The organism is Roseateles sp., from assembly GCF_019237615.1.
Lineage (GTDB): Bacteria > Pseudomonadota > Gammaproteobacteria > Burkholderiales > Burkholderiaceae_C > Pelomonas.
Window position 1 is genome coordinate 13,520 of sequence record NZ_JAFAGT010000091.1, and the last position, 14,495, is coordinate 28,014.

Annotated in this window: 14 protein-coding genes; 7 read left to right on the forward strand and 7 right to left on the reverse strand. The window is 70.4% G+C overall.

The annotated features are described in order from the left end of the window. Position 1 precedes the first annotated feature (1 nt). Positions 2-1,102: an S-(hydroxymethyl)glutathione dehydrogenase/class III alcohol dehydrogenase gene (locus JOY88_RS18755; protein WP_293504207.1), complete on the forward strand. Its 1,101-nt coding sequence runs from the start codon at positions 2-4 to the stop codon at positions 1,100-1,102. Positions 1,103-1,216: 114 nt separating this feature from the next. On the opposite strand, the gene JOY88_RS18760 is transcribed toward JOY88_RS18755, so the two are convergent. From JOY88_RS18760 to JOY88_RS18770, 3 genes are read right to left on the reverse strand one after another with little or no spacing between them, the layout of a single operon-like run. Beyond that, positions 1,217-1,897, reverse strand: coding sequence for a glutathione S-transferase family protein (locus JOY88_RS18760; RefSeq protein ID WP_293504156.1), 681 nt, complete (start codon positions 1,895-1,897; stop codon positions 1,217-1,219). A gap of 39 nt (positions 1,898-1,936) precedes the next feature. Next, complete coding sequence (locus tag JOY88_RS18765) at positions 1,937-2,905, reverse strand: complex I NDUFA9 subunit family protein (protein WP_293504157.1); 969 nt, start codon at positions 2,903-2,905, stop codon at positions 1,937-1,939. Beyond that, positions 2,902-4,932, reverse strand: a complete 2,031-nt coding sequence (locus JOY88_RS18770) for a lytic transglycosylase domain-containing protein (RefSeq protein WP_293504158.1) — start codon at positions 4,930-4,932, stop codon at positions 2,902-2,904. The genes JOY88_RS18765 and JOY88_RS18770 overlap by 4 nt, the downstream gene beginning before the upstream one ends. Positions 4,933-5,036: 104 nt before the next feature. Here JOY88_RS18770 and JOY88_RS18775 point away from each other — a divergent pair, with 104 nt between their 5' ends. Next, entirely contained in the window at positions 5,037-5,582 is a 546-nt protein-coding gene (locus JOY88_RS18775; RefSeq protein WP_293504159.1) for a 5-formyltetrahydrofolate cyclo-ligase, read from the forward strand. A gap of 17 nt (positions 5,583-5,599) precedes the next feature. Next, complete coding sequence (locus JOY88_RS18780) at positions 5,600-7,261, forward strand: cation:proton antiporter (RefSeq protein ID WP_293504160.1); 1,662 nt, start codon at positions 5,600-5,602, stop codon at positions 7,259-7,261. Between the two features lie 30 nt (positions 7,262-7,291). Here the strand turns inward: JOY88_RS18780 and JOY88_RS18785 are convergent, their stop codons facing one another. Next, positions 7,292-8,239: a LysR substrate-binding domain-containing protein gene (locus JOY88_RS18785; RefSeq protein WP_293504161.1), complete on the reverse strand. Its 948-nt coding sequence runs from the start codon at positions 8,237-8,239 to the stop codon at positions 7,292-7,294. Positions 8,240-8,329: 90 nt separating this feature from the next. Between JOY88_RS18785 and JOY88_RS18790 the strand changes: the two genes are divergently transcribed. After that, on the forward strand, positions 8,330-8,626 hold the full coding sequence (locus JOY88_RS18790; RefSeq protein ID WP_293504162.1) for a DUF2917 domain-containing protein: 297 nt from the start codon (positions 8,330-8,332) through the stop codon (positions 8,624-8,626). On the opposite strand, the gene JOY88_RS18795 is transcribed toward JOY88_RS18790, so the two are convergent. Then, positions 8,576-8,998 (reverse strand): TfoX/Sxy family protein, encoded by a 423-nt coding sequence (locus JOY88_RS18795; protein ID WP_293504163.1) that lies wholly within the window; start codon positions 8,996-8,998, stop codon positions 8,576-8,578. The genes JOY88_RS18790 and JOY88_RS18795 overlap by 51 nt on opposite strands. A 25-nt stretch (positions 8,999-9,023) precedes the next feature. On the opposite strand from JOY88_RS18795, the gene JOY88_RS18800 reads away from it, so the two are divergent. From JOY88_RS18800 to pepQ, 3 genes are read left to right on the forward strand one after another with little or no spacing between them, the layout of a single operon-like run. Continuing rightward, positions 9,024-9,602, forward strand: a complete 579-nt coding sequence (locus JOY88_RS18800; protein ID WP_293504164.1) for a 5-formyltetrahydrofolate cyclo-ligase — start codon at positions 9,024-9,026, stop codon at positions 9,600-9,602. 51 nt (positions 9,603-9,653) lie between these two features. Next, positions 9,654-9,890, forward strand: coding sequence for a DUF1161 domain-containing protein (locus tag JOY88_RS18805; protein WP_293504165.1), 237 nt, complete (start codon positions 9,654-9,656; stop codon positions 9,888-9,890). Positions 9,891-9,900: 10 nt separating this feature from the next. Then, entirely contained in the window at positions 9,901-11,220 is a 1,320-nt protein-coding gene (gene pepQ, locus JOY88_RS18810) for a Xaa-Pro dipeptidase (RefSeq protein ID WP_293504166.1), read from the forward strand. 354 nt (positions 11,221-11,574) lie between these two features. On the opposite strand, the gene JOY88_RS18815 is transcribed toward pepQ, so the two are convergent. Beyond that, entirely contained in the window at positions 11,575-12,039 is a 465-nt protein-coding gene (locus JOY88_RS18815; protein WP_293504167.1) for a low molecular weight protein-tyrosine-phosphatase, read from the reverse strand. Positions 12,040-12,058: 19 nt separating this feature from the next. Next, complete coding sequence (locus tag JOY88_RS18820) at positions 12,059-14,356, reverse strand: TonB-dependent receptor plug domain-containing protein (protein ID WP_293504168.1); 2,298 nt, start codon at positions 14,354-14,356, stop codon at positions 12,059-12,061. Positions 14,357-14,495 lie beyond the last annotated feature (139 nt).

Sequence of the window (14,495 nt, forward strand, 5' to 3'; positions counted from 1 at the left end):
CATCCAGACCCGAGCCGCCGTTGCCTGGAAGGCCGGCGCACCGCTGACCATCGAAACCCTGGACCTTGAGGGCCCGCGCGACGGCGAGGTGCTCGTCGAGATCAAGGCCACCGGCATCTGCCACACGGATGAGTACACGTTGTCGGGTGCCGATCCCGAGGGCTTGTTCCCGGCCGTGCTGGGTCACGAGGGCGCTGGCGTCGTGCTGGAGAGCAAGGTGCCCTGGCTGAAGGCCGGCGACCATGTCATCCCGCTCTACACGCCGGAATGTCGCGAGTGCAAGTTCTGCCTGAGCCGCAAGACCAACCTGTGCCAGGCCATACGCGCCACGCAGGGCAAGGGCTTGATGCCCAACGGCACGTCGCGTTTTTCGCTGAACGGCGAGCCCGTCTTCCACTACATGGGCACCAGTACCTTCGCAAACCACATCGTCGTGCCCGGCATCGCGCTGGCCAAGATCCGGCCCGACGCGCCGTTCGACAAGGTCTGCTACATCGGCTGTGGCGTGACGACGGGCGTGGGTGCCGTGCTGTTCACGGCCAAAGTCGAGGCGGGTGCGACGGTGGTCGTGTTCGGCCTGGGCGGCATCGGCCTGAACGTCATCCAGGGCGCCAGGATGGTGGGCGCCGGCCGCATCATCGGCGTGGACATCAACCCGGCGCGTGAGGCCATGGCGCGGCGCTTCGGCATGACGGACTTCGTGAACCCCAAGGACGTGGGCAACGTGGTGGACCACCTCGTGCAGATGACCGACGGTGGCGCTGATTACTCGTTCGAGTGTGTTGGCAATGTGCAGCTGATGCGCCAGGCGCTGGAGTGCACGCACAAGGGCTGGGGGCGCAGCATCATCATCGGCGTGGCGCCGGCCGGGGCGGAGATCGCGACGCGGCCGTTCCAGCTGGTGACGGGGCGCAAGTGGGAAGGGTCGGCGTTTGGCGGCGCGCGCGGCCGCACCGATGTGCCAAAGATCGTCGACTGGTACATGGAGGGCAAGGTTGCGATCGACGAGCTGATCACGCACAAGCTGAAGCTGGAGCAGATCAACGAGGGTTTCGAGTTGATGCGACGGGGGGAGTCGATCCGATCGGTGGTCGAGTTCTGATCTTGTTGGTTGCTCTTGCGGAGAGAGCCTTGGCGCCTGTCTGCACAGCCGCGGGAGTCCGCTCCGCCCGCCGGGCTCGGTGCACCGAGTCGAAAGGCTCCCCGCAGGAGCGGCCTACCGAGCCGTCCGATACGGCTCGTCCTCGGGCACGAAGTCCTGCTCCCGCATCGCGTCCGCGATCCAGTCCTCTACGGCCGGGTGGGCCAGCAGCGCGTCGCGGTAGGCCGCGGCGGCCTCGGACACCGGCAGGCCAAAGCGACTAAGCCGCACCGCCACTGGCGCGAAGTAGGCGTCCGCCGCGCCGAACGCGCCGAACAGGAAGGGCCCGCCGCTGGCCTTCAGCGCCTCGCTCCAGGCCGCGTCAAGGCGGGCCACGTCGGCGCGCAGCGCCTCGTCCCCGGCCCACAGTTTGGCGCCCACGTCGGGGAAGAACACCTCGATGTTCATCGGGCAGGCGGTGCGCAGCCGCGTGAAGCCGCCGTGCATCTCGGCGCACAGGCTGCGCGCCCGGGCCCGCGCCCGGGCGTCGCGCGGCCATATGGCCAGCTCGGGGTGGCGGTCGGCGATGTACTCGGCGATGGCTAGCGTCTCCCAGACGGTGAAGCCGTCGGCCTCGACGAGGACCGGCACGCGCCGCGTGGGGCTGACGCCGGCGATGACGCGATTCCAATCCGAGCCCGGTCTGAAGTCGAAGCGCAGCCTGACCTCCTCGAAGGGAATACCGAAGGCGGCCAGCAGCACGCCGCTGCGCATGGACCAGGACGAGTAGTTCTTGTTGCCGATGTAGAGCTTCATGACGGCGAGCTTAAGGATTGCGGCCCGGGCCCGGGTTGATCAATCCGCAACGGATTGATGCCTGGCGCGCCAGGCGTCCAGCCGCGCGACGCCCATGCCGGGTGCCAGGTAGTCGGGCAGCACGGTCTCCAGCGAGGCCGGGGCGATGCCGAGCTCGGCCAGGCCGGGCTGGTGGCCACCCGGCACGTTGGGCACGCGCAGCGAGGCGAGGTTGTCGCGCGACAACAGCGGTTCGCCGGGCAGGCATTCCATGCACAGGGCCTGCAGCGCGGCCAGCGGCGCGGGCAGGGGCAGCACGGGGCGCTCGTGGCCGGCGGCGCGGCCGGCCAGCCGCGCCAGCTCGGCCAGCGTCAGCTCGCGCGGGCCGGCGATCTCGTAGATCTGGCCAACGGCCTCGCGGCGCAGCAGCGCCTGCACCAGCGCGCGGGCCAGGTCTTGCACCCAGACGGGCTGCAGCCGTGCCTGCGCACCGCCCAGCGGCAGCAGCGGGAAGCGTCGTTGCAGCCGCGCGAACAGGTTGGTGCTGCGGTCGCCCGCGCCGAATACGAGGGAGGGGCGCAGCAGCGTCAGCTCCAACCCATGCGTCTGCGCCGCGACCTGCAGAACGGCCTCGCCGGCGGCCTTGCTGCGCAGGTAGCGCGACGGTGCATGCTCGGTCACGCCCAGCGTGCCGACATGCACGAGGCGCCGCACGCCGGCCGCACCCATCGCCGACGCGAGGCGCCGGGGCAGCTCCACGTGCGCGTGCTCGAAGGCGGCTGCGCTGCCCTGCAGGATGCCGACGAGGTTGAAGACGGCGTCATGGCCAGGCAGCAGCGCGCCCAGGTCGCGGAACACGTCGGCCTGCAGGACGGTGACGCCTGGCAGGCTCTGCAACTCGCGCGCATGCGGAAGGCGCCGCGTCGGCACGGTGATGCGCGCGTCGGCGCCGAGGCGGCGAGTCAATTGCTCGCAGAGCGCGCGGCCGACGAAGCCGCTGCCGCCGAGGACGAGAACGGACAGGCTCATGACTTGGACTCCCCTGCCGCCGCCGGTGGCGGCACGTCGCTGACGTCTGCGGCGCGCGCGCCGGCCGGGCCGACGCTGGCGCCGAGGCGCTCGCGCAGCGAGGTGGCCGGCAGGCCCAGCACCTGGGCGTAGATGGCGCCGCCCAGCAGCACCTTGCGGACATAGTCGCGAGTCTCGTTGAAGGGGATGTTCTCTGCCCAGATGGCCGCGTCGAGCACGGGCCCGTCGCGCCAGCGCGCCGGGCGGTTGGGGCCGGCGTTGTAGGCGGCCGCGGCCAGGGCCTGGGCGCCATCGAAGCGGTCCAGCACCAGCTTCAGGTATTGCGTGCCGATGCGCAGGTTGAAGTCTCGGTCATGCATGCGCTCGGCGCTGTAGTCCAGGCCTACCTTCTTGGCCGTCCACTTGGCCGTGGCCGGCATGACCTGCATCAGCCCGGACGCGCCGACGTGGGAGCGCGCGTCCAGCACGAAGCGCGACTCCTGGCGGATCAGGCCGTAGACATAGGCTGCGTCCACGCCGGCGGCCTGGGCCTCGCGCTGCAACTCGGCGAGGTGGGGCAGGGGGTAGCGCTGGGCGATGTCGATCTCGGTGCGGGTGCGTTCGCTGGTGTTTATGCAACGGTCCCAGACCTCGCGGTCGCAGGCCTCCTGCGCGGCGGCCAGCAGCGCGCGGTCTCCGCGCAGCGAGATCTCGCGCAGCGAGAAGTTCCACTCGCGTACGCCCTCGCTGCGCAGACCCAGGGCTATGAGCGACAGCGCCCGCATCAGGCCAGGGTGGTTGCGCGCGGCGCGGCGCTCCTCGGCCGTCAGCGGCGCCGGGGCAGGAGGGAGCGGCGTGGGCAGGCCCAGCTCCTCGGCGGCGAGGCGCCCGAAGTAGTTCAGCGGCCCGGTCAGCGGCGAGGTGGCCAGCGCCGCGAGCTGGGCACGGGCGGCGGGCTGGTCGCCCTGCAGGCGGGTGGCGCGGGCCTTCCAGTAGGCCCAGGCCGGCTCGCGCTGCTCGCCGGAGCTCATGCGCTCGATGGCGCGCAGCGCCGCAGCCGGCGCCTTGGCACGCAGCGCCGCGCGGGCGTTCCAGGCCAGCGCGTCGTCGCTCCAGGCCAGCTCGGGCGCGAGCTTGTCGGCGCGCTCGAAGGCGGCCAGCGCGCCGTCCTGCAGGCGCAGCGCCTGCTGGCGGCCGATCTGCACCCACAACCAAGCCTGCAGGTCGGTGGGCAGCCGGCTCCACTTGTCGCGCAGCAGGTCGCCGGCCTGGTCGGGGTCGTTGGCGGCGACGCGCGCCAGCGCCAGCGCCGTCAGCTCGGCATCGAAGCGCGGCGCGCTGCGGGCCTGGCGCGTAAGGTATCGGCCGGCGTTGTCCTGCAGCTCGGCGAGCTTCTGGTCCAGTGGCTTGGCGGCCAGCAAGGCGACGGCCTGACGCGCCGCGCGCGGGCGGCCCTGCTCGGTGGCCTGGCGCGCCTTGGCCCACAAGGTGTCGGGTTTGAAGAGACCGGCGTCGACCATGGCGCTGGCCAGCTGCTGGCAACCATCGTCGCCATCGCGCTGCGCCATCCAGGCCGTGCGGGCGGTGTCGGCTGAGGGCTTGCCGCCCGCCGCCTGCTCGGCCAGCAGCGCGTAGCAGGCGACCTCGCGGTCGTCGCGCATCACATAGCTGGCATGGTCGCGGCGGAAATTGGCCCAGTCGCGGCGGCGGCCGAGCTCCAGCAGCCAGTCGTTGCGCAGCCGGTCCTCGACATAGCTGCCGGCATAGCGCGCGTAGAAGGCGTCCATGTCGGGCTGGCGGAGCTCGGCCATGCGCCCGTTCAGGTCGAAATACTCGACCCAGCCGGCCAGAGGGTGGTTCTGGCCGCGCGCTGCGTCCACCAAGCCTGTCAGGCGCTTGCGGTCGCGCTTGACCCAAGCCTCGCGGGCCTGCACGGCGAGGTCGTTGTCGGCCGCCGCCGCCGGGGCGCCAAGCGCCGTTGCCAGCAGCGCGGCTCCCAGCGCCGCTATCGCGCTGCGGCCCCTGCATTCCTTAACTCGCCTGTCCATTTGACTCATGCCTGCCGCGACTGCTACGCCGGCCAATTTAACCCAGGGCCGCCGGGTGCGGGCGATGAGTTCCAATGGCGCCACTCCGCTGATCCGAGCGCCCGATGACAGACGCCACCCCAACCGACCGTTCCCTGCTGCGCCGCCATCTGCTGGCCCAGCGCCGAGCCTTTGCCGGCACGCCCGCCTTCCAGGCTGCCGAGCATGCGCTGGGCGACGCCCTGCAGGCGCTGCTGGGCCAACTGGAGCCTGAGCTGCTGGGCGTCTACTGGCCTCTGGGCGGCGAGTTCGACCCGGGCGCCCTGGCGTACCCGCGCGCGTTGCCGTTCGCGCGCCGCGAGCCGGCCGCCATGCAGTACCGCCGCTGGGACGGTGCTGCGCCCATGGCCCGGGACGAATGCGGCATTGCCTCGTCCACGGGCGCCGTGGTCGTGCCCGACGTCGTGCTGGTGCCTTGCGTGGGCTTCACGCGTGACGGCTTCCGCCTCGGCTATGGCGGCGGCTTCTTCGACCGCTGGCTGGCCGAGCACCCCGGTGTGACGACCATTGGCCTGGCCTGGTCTGGCGCCGAGACCGGATTCCCCGTCGAGGCGCATGACCGCGCCCTGACCTTGATCCTGACCGAGCGCGAGCTCATCGCCCCTGACTGATTTCCGAGAGGACCTTGATGCATGACGGCATGACGCTGATCTCGACGCTGGCCGCCGCCTTTGGCCTGGCGCTGGTGCTGGGCCTGCTGGCGCAATGGGCCAGGCTGCCGGCGCTGGTGGGCTATCTGCTGGCCGGCGTGCTGATCGGGCCGCACACACCGGGTTTCGTCGGCGACGTGCATCTGGCCCAGCAGCTGTCGGAGGTCGGGGTCATGCTGCTGATGTTCGGCGTCGGCCTGCATTTCTCGGTGCACGATCTGGTGTCGGTGAAAGGCATCGCGCTGCCGGGCGCGCTGGTGCAGATGGCCGCGGCCACGGCCATGGGCGCGGGGCTGGCGTACTGGTGGTGGGGCTGGGAGCTCGGTGCTGCACTGGTCTTCGGCCTGGCGCTGTCGGTGGCCAGCACGGTGGTGCTGCTGCGCGCGCTGGAGGCGCGCGAGCTGCTGCACACGGGCAACGGCCGCATCGCCGTGGGCTGGCTGGTCGTCGAGGATCTGGCCATGGTGCTGGCCCTGGTGCTGCTGCCGTTGCTCGGCGGCCGCGGCGAGGGCGCCTCCGGCGGCAGCCTGGCCCTCACCATCGTCACGACGCTGCTGGCCGTCGCGGCCTTTGTCGCCGTCATGCTGGTGGCGGGGCGGCGCCTGCTGCCCTGGCTGCTGTGGCAGGTCAACCGCACCGGCTCGCGCGAGCTGTTCACGCTGGCCACGGTGGCCGCGGCTGTCGGGCTGGCGGTGGGCGCGGCGGCGCTGTTCGGCGTCAGTGTCGCGCTGGGCGCCTTCTTCGCCGGCCTGGTCCTGCGCGAGTCGGCCTTCAGCGAGCGCGCGGCGCATGAGAGCCTGCCGCTGCGCGACGCCTTCGCGGTGCTGTTCTTCGTCGCCGTAGGCATGCTGTTCGACCCACGAGTGCTCGTCGAGCAGCCGGGGGCCGTACTGGCGACGCTGGCGGTCATCCTGATCGGCAAGACATTTGCCGCCGGCGCCCTCGTGCTGCTGCTGCGCTATCCGCTGTCGACCGCGCTGACGGTGGCCGTCAGCCTGGCGCAGATCGGCGAGTTCAGCTTCATCCTGCTGGGCCTGGGCCAGAGCCTGAACCTGGTGCCGCCGCAGGCGGCCAGCCTGGTCGTCGCCGGGGCCATCGTGTCCATTGCGCTGAACCCCTTGCTGTTCTCGGGCGTGGAGCCGCTGCGGCGCTGGGTGCTGTCGCGTTCCGGCTGGGCGCGCAAGCTGGAGGCTCGCGACGATCCGCTGGCCGAGCTGCCCGCCGACACGCCGCAGAGTGCGCTGGCCGGCCAGGTCGTGCTGGTGGGCCATGGCACGCTGGGCACGGCGCTGCGCGCGGAGCTTGGCGGCCGGCCCATGGTGGTCATCGATCGCGACCGCGACGTCGTCGAGAAGCTGCGGGCCTCGGGCCAGGCGGCCGTGCTGGGCGAGGCGGGCGAGGCCATGACGCTGGTGCAGGCTCATATCGCGCAGGCTGCCTGGCTGCTCATCGCAGTGGCCGACGTGCGCGGCGTGCCGGCCATGCTGGCGCTGGCGCGCCAGCTCAACCCGGCCCTGCGCTGCGCCGTTGTCGCGCATACGCGGGAAGAGGCGCAATGGTTGCGCGACGCGGGTGTCAACGAGGTGCTGCGCGCGCAGCAGGCGCTGGCGCAGGCGCTGGCACGCGTGGTGGCGGCCTAGGGCCGGCCGCCGAAGCCTGACAGGCCCTGGTCAAACCCCGGCCAGCTGCGCACGCGTGACGGCAGCCTGTTCGCGCACCCAGTCGGCGAACTGCCGCACCTCGGGACGGCGCGCCGTGTTGGGGCCCAGCATCATCCAGTAGCTGAAGGGACTGCCCAGCCGCCCGGCCTTGCCGAAGGGCTCGACCAGCTCGCCGCGCTGCAGGTGCTCGTGCACCAGCGGCAGGCGGGCCAGGGCGACGCCCTGGCCGGTCAGCGCGGCCTGAACCTGCTGGTAGGTGAAGTTCAGGTACAGCCAGCGGCGCGGCTGCAGGTCATGCTCGCCCATCTGCGTCAGCCAGCGCCGCCAGCTCAGGTATTCGGCGCTGGGGCGGGGGTCGTCCTCTTCGGCCAGCGCATGGCCGGCGAGGTCGGCCGCCTGCTTCAGCGGCGCCGGCGGGTTCTGCAGATACCAGGGGCTGACCGTGGGCGACAGCAGCTCCTCGAAGAGCTGCTCGGCGTCAGGTGGCACGGAGGGGCGGTCGTCGTAGCGCAGCGCCAGGTCGCTCTCGCCGTCCTCCAGGTCCACCTTGCGGTCATAGGCCGACACGCGGATGTCGATGTCCTCGTGCTGGCGCTGGAAGGCCTCCATCCGCGGGATCAGCCACAGCGACGCGAACGACGCGAAAGTGCTGACGTTGACGACGCGCCGGCCGCGCGCGCGGCGGATCTGGCGCACGGTCTGGTCCAGCCGCGACAGCACCGCCACGGCGGTGGGAAGCAGCACCGCGCCATCGCCGGACAGCTCCACTTTGCGCGTGCCGCGCAGGAACAGCGTGCAGCCGATCTCCTCCTCCAGAGACTGGATCTGCCTGCTGATGGCCGACTGAGTCAGGCTCAGCTCGTCGGCCGCCGCGCGAAAGGACAGCAGCCGCGCCACGGCCTCGAAGGCGCGCAGCGGACCGATGGACAGCGGCCTCTGCCGCACGGGCTGATTCATGCGTGGATGGTATCAATCTGCGCCGCAGAGTCATTGGACCGCCTTGGGTGATCCCAGCAGAATTCTGGGCATCAACCCTGGAGCAACATCATGAGCGATGCGCAATCTACATGGCATCTGGACGGTGGCCGGGCCTTGACGCTGGCCGGTGCGGCCGAGGCGCGCCGGCTGGCGGTGGCGTGCGGCCGGGTCTGGCTGACGCTGTCCGGCACGGCAGACGAGCCGGCTCAGGACCAGTGGCTGGAGGCCGGCGAGGCCGTGGCGCTGGCACCGGGCCAGACGGCGGTGCTGGAAGGCTGGCCGGCGGCCGACTTCCAGCTGCTGGTGCCGCCTGCGTCAGCGGGTGCGCGGCGCGGCTTTCTTGGTCGCCGGCTTTTGGGCCGCTGAAGTCTTCTTGGTCGCCGGTCGCCGGGTCGATGCATTCTTGGCTTTGGCATTGGCGGCCCGCAGCGCGGCTTCCAAGGCAAGCCGTGCCCATGGCAGCATCAGCGGCGGCGATTCCAGCGCCTCCTCGGGCGGGCGGTAGTAGCTCATCACCATGCGCTCGCCGTCCTTCATGGGGTAGGTGAAGGGCGGGCAGCCGGCGGCGACGAAGCGCTCGCGGCTGAGGTCGTCGGCCTTCAGGAAGAGCTGCCCCTCGTCGATGATGGCCATGAACAGGCCGTCCAGGTAGATGCCCTGGCCGCCGAACATGCGGCGCACGCGCACGGGCCCCAGGGGCGACAGCAGCTCGACGCAGAGTTCGGTGAACGCATCCATGCCGAGGAATGTAAGCTCGCGCGCCATGGATGCGAACGACCGCGCCGCCGTCCGGCACAAGCTGATCGAGCAACGCCTGGCCCTGCCGGACCGTCTGGCCCTGGCGGCCGACCTGCAGGAGGTGCTGCGCGTCTGGCTGCTGCGACGGCGCGAGACCACCATTGGCGCCTATTGGCCCATCAAGGGCGAGTTCGACCCGCTGCCGGCGCTGTACCGCTGGAGCGAGGACGCCCCGGAGCGCCAGCAGCGTCGAATAGGGCTGCCGGTGGTCGACAAGGTGCACGGCACGCTGCGCTTCCATGTCTGGTACCCGGGCTGCCCGATGGAGGAAGACGCCTTCCACATCCCCAAGCCCAAGGGCACCGAGGAGTTCCGGCCGCAGTTGATGCTGGTGCCCTGCCTGGGCTATGGCCCCTGCGGCCTGCGTCTGGGCTATGGCGGCGGCTTCATGGACAAGACGCTGGCCGAGATGCAGCCGCGGCCTGCCGCCGTGGGCATTGGCTATGCGCATGGCTTTCTGCCACTGCTCAAGCCCAGCCCGCTGGACGTGGCGCTGGACGCGATGCTGACGGAAGAGGGCGTGGTCTGGGACCGCGAGGGCTGACGACTGGCTGCCGGACAATGCCGGCACGTCCTTTGCCACAAGCCAACCGCCATGACCAAGCCCACCCTGCTGTTGACCGCGGCCGCCGCTGCCTTGCTGATGACCCAGCCAGTGCTGGCTGCCCCCAAGCCCTGCGACGAGCTGAAGGCGGAGATCGCCGCCAAGCTCGATGAGAAGGGCGTTCAGGGCTACGAGATCACGGCGGTAGAGAACGACAAGGTGGGCGATGCCAAGGTCATCGGCAGCTGCGACGGCGGTACCAGGAAACTGACCTATGTCCGCAAGTGAGGGGGCAGCCATGAGCCTTTACCTTGACCACCTCGCCACGCTGCAGCGCCAGGCCGAAACCGCGCTGGAGCGCACCGGCTTCGACGCGCTGCTGATCGCCTCCGGCATCGAGAAGTACGCCTTCCTCGACGACCGGCCCTATCTGTTCCAGCCCAACCCGCACTTCAAGCAGTGGCTGCCGCTGACCCAGCACCCGCATTCCTGGCTGGCCGTGCGACCGGGCCGCAAGCCGCGCGTCGTCTACTACCAGCCCGACGACTACTGGCACGTGCCACCCAGCGCGCCCAGCGGTGAATGGGTGGATGCGGTGGAACTTGTCGTCATCCGCGAGCCTGAGGAAGCCGCCAGGGCGCTGGGCGACTGCGTCACGCCGCGCACAGCGATCGTCGGCGAGGCCGATGCCGCGCTGGCGGGGCTCATCCCCAACAACCCCGAACCGCTGCTGAACCTGCTGCACTGGGCGCGCGGCGTGAAGACCCCCTACGAGCTGGCGCAGATGCGCGCTGCCCAGCGTCTCGCAGTGCCGGGTCACAACGCTGCCCGCGCTGCCTTTCTGCGCGGCGAGAGCGAGGCCGGCATCCACCGCGCCTATCTGGTCGCGACCGGCCACACCGATCGCGACCTTCCCTACGGCAACATCGTCGGCCTCAACGAGCATGCCGCGGTGCTGCACTACCAGTACCAGGACGAGCGCGCGCCGGCCGAGCCGCGCAGCTTCCTCATCGACGCCGGTGCGCAGGTGAACGGTTATGCCAGCGACATCACGCGCACCTGGGTGGCGCCCGGCCATGACGAGTTCGCGGCGCTGGTCGCGGCGCTGGACGTCGAGCAGCTGGGCCTCGTCGACGAGGTGCGCGAGGGCGTGGACTACCGCGACATCCACCTCAGCGCCCACCGCCGCATCGCACGTGTGCTGCGCGGCGCCGGCCTCGTGGCCATGAGCGAGGAGGCCATGGTGGCCGAAGGCGTGACCAGGCCCTTCTTCCCGCATGGCATCGGCCATCTGCTAGGCCTGCAGGTGCATGACGTCGGCGGCTTCATGGCCGGCGAGACCGGCGGCGTGGCCGACAAGCCCGAGGGCCATCGCTATCTGCGTCTGACGCGAACGCTGCAGGCCGGCATGGCGGTCACCATCGAGCCGGGCCTGTATTTCATCCCGACGCTGCTGCGTGAGCTGCGCGCGTCCAGGCATGCGGCCCAGGTGGATTGGACGAAGGTGGACCGGTTGTCGTGCTACGGCGGCATCCGCATCGAGGACGACGTGGTCTGCCGTGCCGTCGGTGAGGCCCCCGAGAACCTGACGCGCGACGCCTTCGCCGCTATCGGTTGACCGGGCGCCGGAGGGCATGCCGCGCACGTGCGTGCCGACGTAGACGCAGCCGTAGGCCTCGGGGTCGCCGTTGACCAGCAGGATCGCCCCCACTGGTGGGCATCGTCGCTGATGCGTGCCCGGCTGGCGGCGCCGTCCGCGGAGCGGCAAAGGCCGTAGCGGCCGGAGATGGTGACCCTCAGCGAAGTCAGGACGCTGCAGCTCCTACCTGTTCTGGAGCTTTGCCGTCGGCGGCCTGACGCGTCCTGAGTTGCACGAGCTGAAAGATGAAGGTTCTACTCGCTGCAAGGCGGTCGGTGAGGTATGCCGCGCTGGGGTGATGGTGCTTGATCTGGCCCTTTCCTGCCCACGGCTTCAGCGAGCACGCAGCGCCGCGACGAGCCCGTCACAGGCCGCCTCTACGAGATCCAGCACTTCTTCGAATCCCGCCGTACCGCCGTAGTAGGGGTCAGGCACATGCGGGCGGCCGGCCCGGGGCGCGTAGTCCATCAGCAGCTTCAGGCGATGACGCTGCGCGGGCGGGCACAGCACTTGAGCGTTCGCGAGGTTGTCCTCGTCCATGGCCAGCACGAGATCGAAGCGGGAAAAGTCCGCGGCGATCAGCTTGCGGGCGCGCAGCGCGCCGAGGGCGTAGCCGCGCCTGGCTGCATGCGCCTGGCTGCGCTCGTCCGGCGGCTCGCCCACGTGGTAGCCATGCGTGCCGGCGGAGTCCACCTCGACGTCGAGTCCGGCGGCTGCCAGTTTTGCGCGCATGACGCCCTCAGCCGTGGGGCTGCGGCAGATGTTGCCCATGCAGAAGAAGAGGATGCGGCGCGTCATGGCCACATTCTCGATGCGGTCAGAACCGCATGTCGGCGCGCAGCGAGACCACGCGGAAGGTGCGGTTGCTGGTCCAGCTCTCGGTCAGGCGATGGTTGGCGAGGTCCACGCCTTCGGTGGACGCGGTGGCGTCGCGTGGCAGCAGGTTGGCCAGCGACAGCCTCCAGTTGATGCCGTCGCGAACGGAGCCGCTGCTCCAGGACAGGTAGGCGTCGAAGACACGGCGGTCGCTTTCCTCGCGGGTCAGCGTGGTGGTCTGCTGCACGCGGGTGCCGGGCACGTAGTTGACGTTGAAGCCGCTTCCGAAGTTCTGGCCCAGCGCCCTCCAGCGGTGGTCCAGGCCCAAGTTCAGGCTGCCGCGAGGCTGCTGGTCGAGGCGGGCATTGGCGCCCGGGATACCTCGGACCTTGCTGTCGAAGACCGCGAAGTTGAAGCGGAGCAGCAACTGCTGCCATTCGGGCGGCGCGTCTTCCCAGACCTCGTCCAGCCGCGACTTGACCTCGAACTCGAAGCCCATGGTGCGCGCGCCTTCCATGTTGCGAGGCCGGCTGACCCAGCGCTGCTCGCTGTCCCAGGACACGCTCTCCAGCTGCACCTCGCTGCGGATCAGACTCTTGATGTCGCGGATGAATGCGCTGCCGGAGACGATGCCGCCGGTGGGCAGCCAATGCTCCAGACTGAGGTCGATGCCGGTGGCCAGCTCAGGCTTGAGGTTGGGATTGCCCGAGCGGTCAGCGTGGGTCTGCAGGTTGGGGCCGGTGGGGTAGGTGGCGTTGATGGAGGGGCGGGCGATCAGGTCGTTGAGGTTGGGCGAGCGGTAGCTGCGCGTCAGGCTCAGGCGGACCTGGTCCTTGGGAAGGGACTCGGGCTTCCACAGCAGGTGAAGCAGCGGCGACGCGACCTGCGAGACGTTGTGCGTCTCGGGCAACAGGCCACTGGCGTCGGCGCGGGTCTCGATGCGCTCGTAGCGCAGGCCCGCGTAGACCGACCAGATCTTGCTGGGGCTCCACTCGTCCTGCGTGTAGGCGGCGAAGCGCAGGTTGCTGGATCCCAGCGTGTTGCCGAACTTCTGCAGGCTGACGGGCTCCTCACCGTTGACCAGCGTGCGGCGCAGTTGCGTGCGCTGGCTGCTCTCGGATTCCACGCCGGTCACCCACTGGTGCTCCTGGGCCGTTTTCAGGCTCCACTTGCCGCCCAGGCTGGTCTGGTCTTCCTCGGTGGCGTTGCGGTCTTCCTGGGCGCGCACCCGCTCGCCGTTCAGGCTTTCCAGGCGCAGGCTGTTGCCGGTGTTCCTGAACCCGCCGCGGCCCAGGCGCAGGTCCCAGCTCTCGCCGGGCTGGGGGCGGTAGTTGGCCGACAGGTTGAGCCGCAGGTTGTGCATGCGCCCGTCGTTCTCGCCGTTGACCTCGCGGAAGCGCGTGAAGCCCTCGGCTGTGTTGTGACTCCTGCCGTCGCTCTGGGATAGCGCGAAGAACGGCGTGACGTTGAAGCTCAGCGTGTCGCTGTACTTCCAACGCAGCCGGGCGTTGCCGTTCAGGGTGGCGCTCTTGCCGGTGCTGGTGCCGACCTGCGAGGTGTGCTCCAGCACCTCGCCAGTCTCGGCGTCGGTGACGCGGATCTGCGAGTTGATGTTGTTGAAGCGCCGGTGCAGGCCGCCGTTGGTGGAAACGGCACCGACGAACTCGTCGCCGTTGGGGCCACCCCATTTCAGGTTGCGTGTCCAGCTGAAGTCGGCCTGCGGTTCCCCGCGGTCCTGGCCCAGCGTGAAGCGCAGCTCGTGGTTGGACTTCTGCAGCGGCTCGCGAAGGATGATGTTGATGGTGCCGGCAATGGCCCGCGCGCCGGTCTCGGCGGTGGGGGCGCGGTAGACCTCGATGCGCTCGATCTGGTCGGGTGGCAGGTCTTCGACGGCGAAGCCGGCCGGGGCGCGCTCGCCGTCGACAAGGATCTGTGTGAAGCCGCTTCCCATGCCGCGCATGCGGATGTCGCCGCTGCGGCCCGGCCGGCCGCCGATGGTGACGCCCGGCAGGCGGCGCAGCACGTCGCCGAGCACGGTGTCGCCGTAGCGATCGAGGTCCTCGCGCTCGATGACGATCTTGCTGGCAGTGCTGTTGCGGCGGCGACTGTTGGCGGTAGGCCCGCTGCTGATCTCGACGCGGTCCAGGCGGTTGCCTGCACCACTGGCCGCGGCGGCGGGTGCGCTGGCGGCGGCGGGTGCGCTGGCGGCGGCAGCGGGGGGCTGGGGCGGCGCGGGCGTCTGAGCCGCGCTGATCGCACAGGCACACAACGTGGCCAGCGCAAGGAGTGGTCGGCTCATGGGCGCGCATTCTTGCGGATGCGCGGCGAGGGCCGCTCACGTAAATCGCTCATTTACATGAGCGGAAGTTATGGGGGCTCGTGTCACGCCGCCTGCCTGCGGCGTGTCGGCAGCGTCCGCAGTGGCCGCTGCCAGGCCC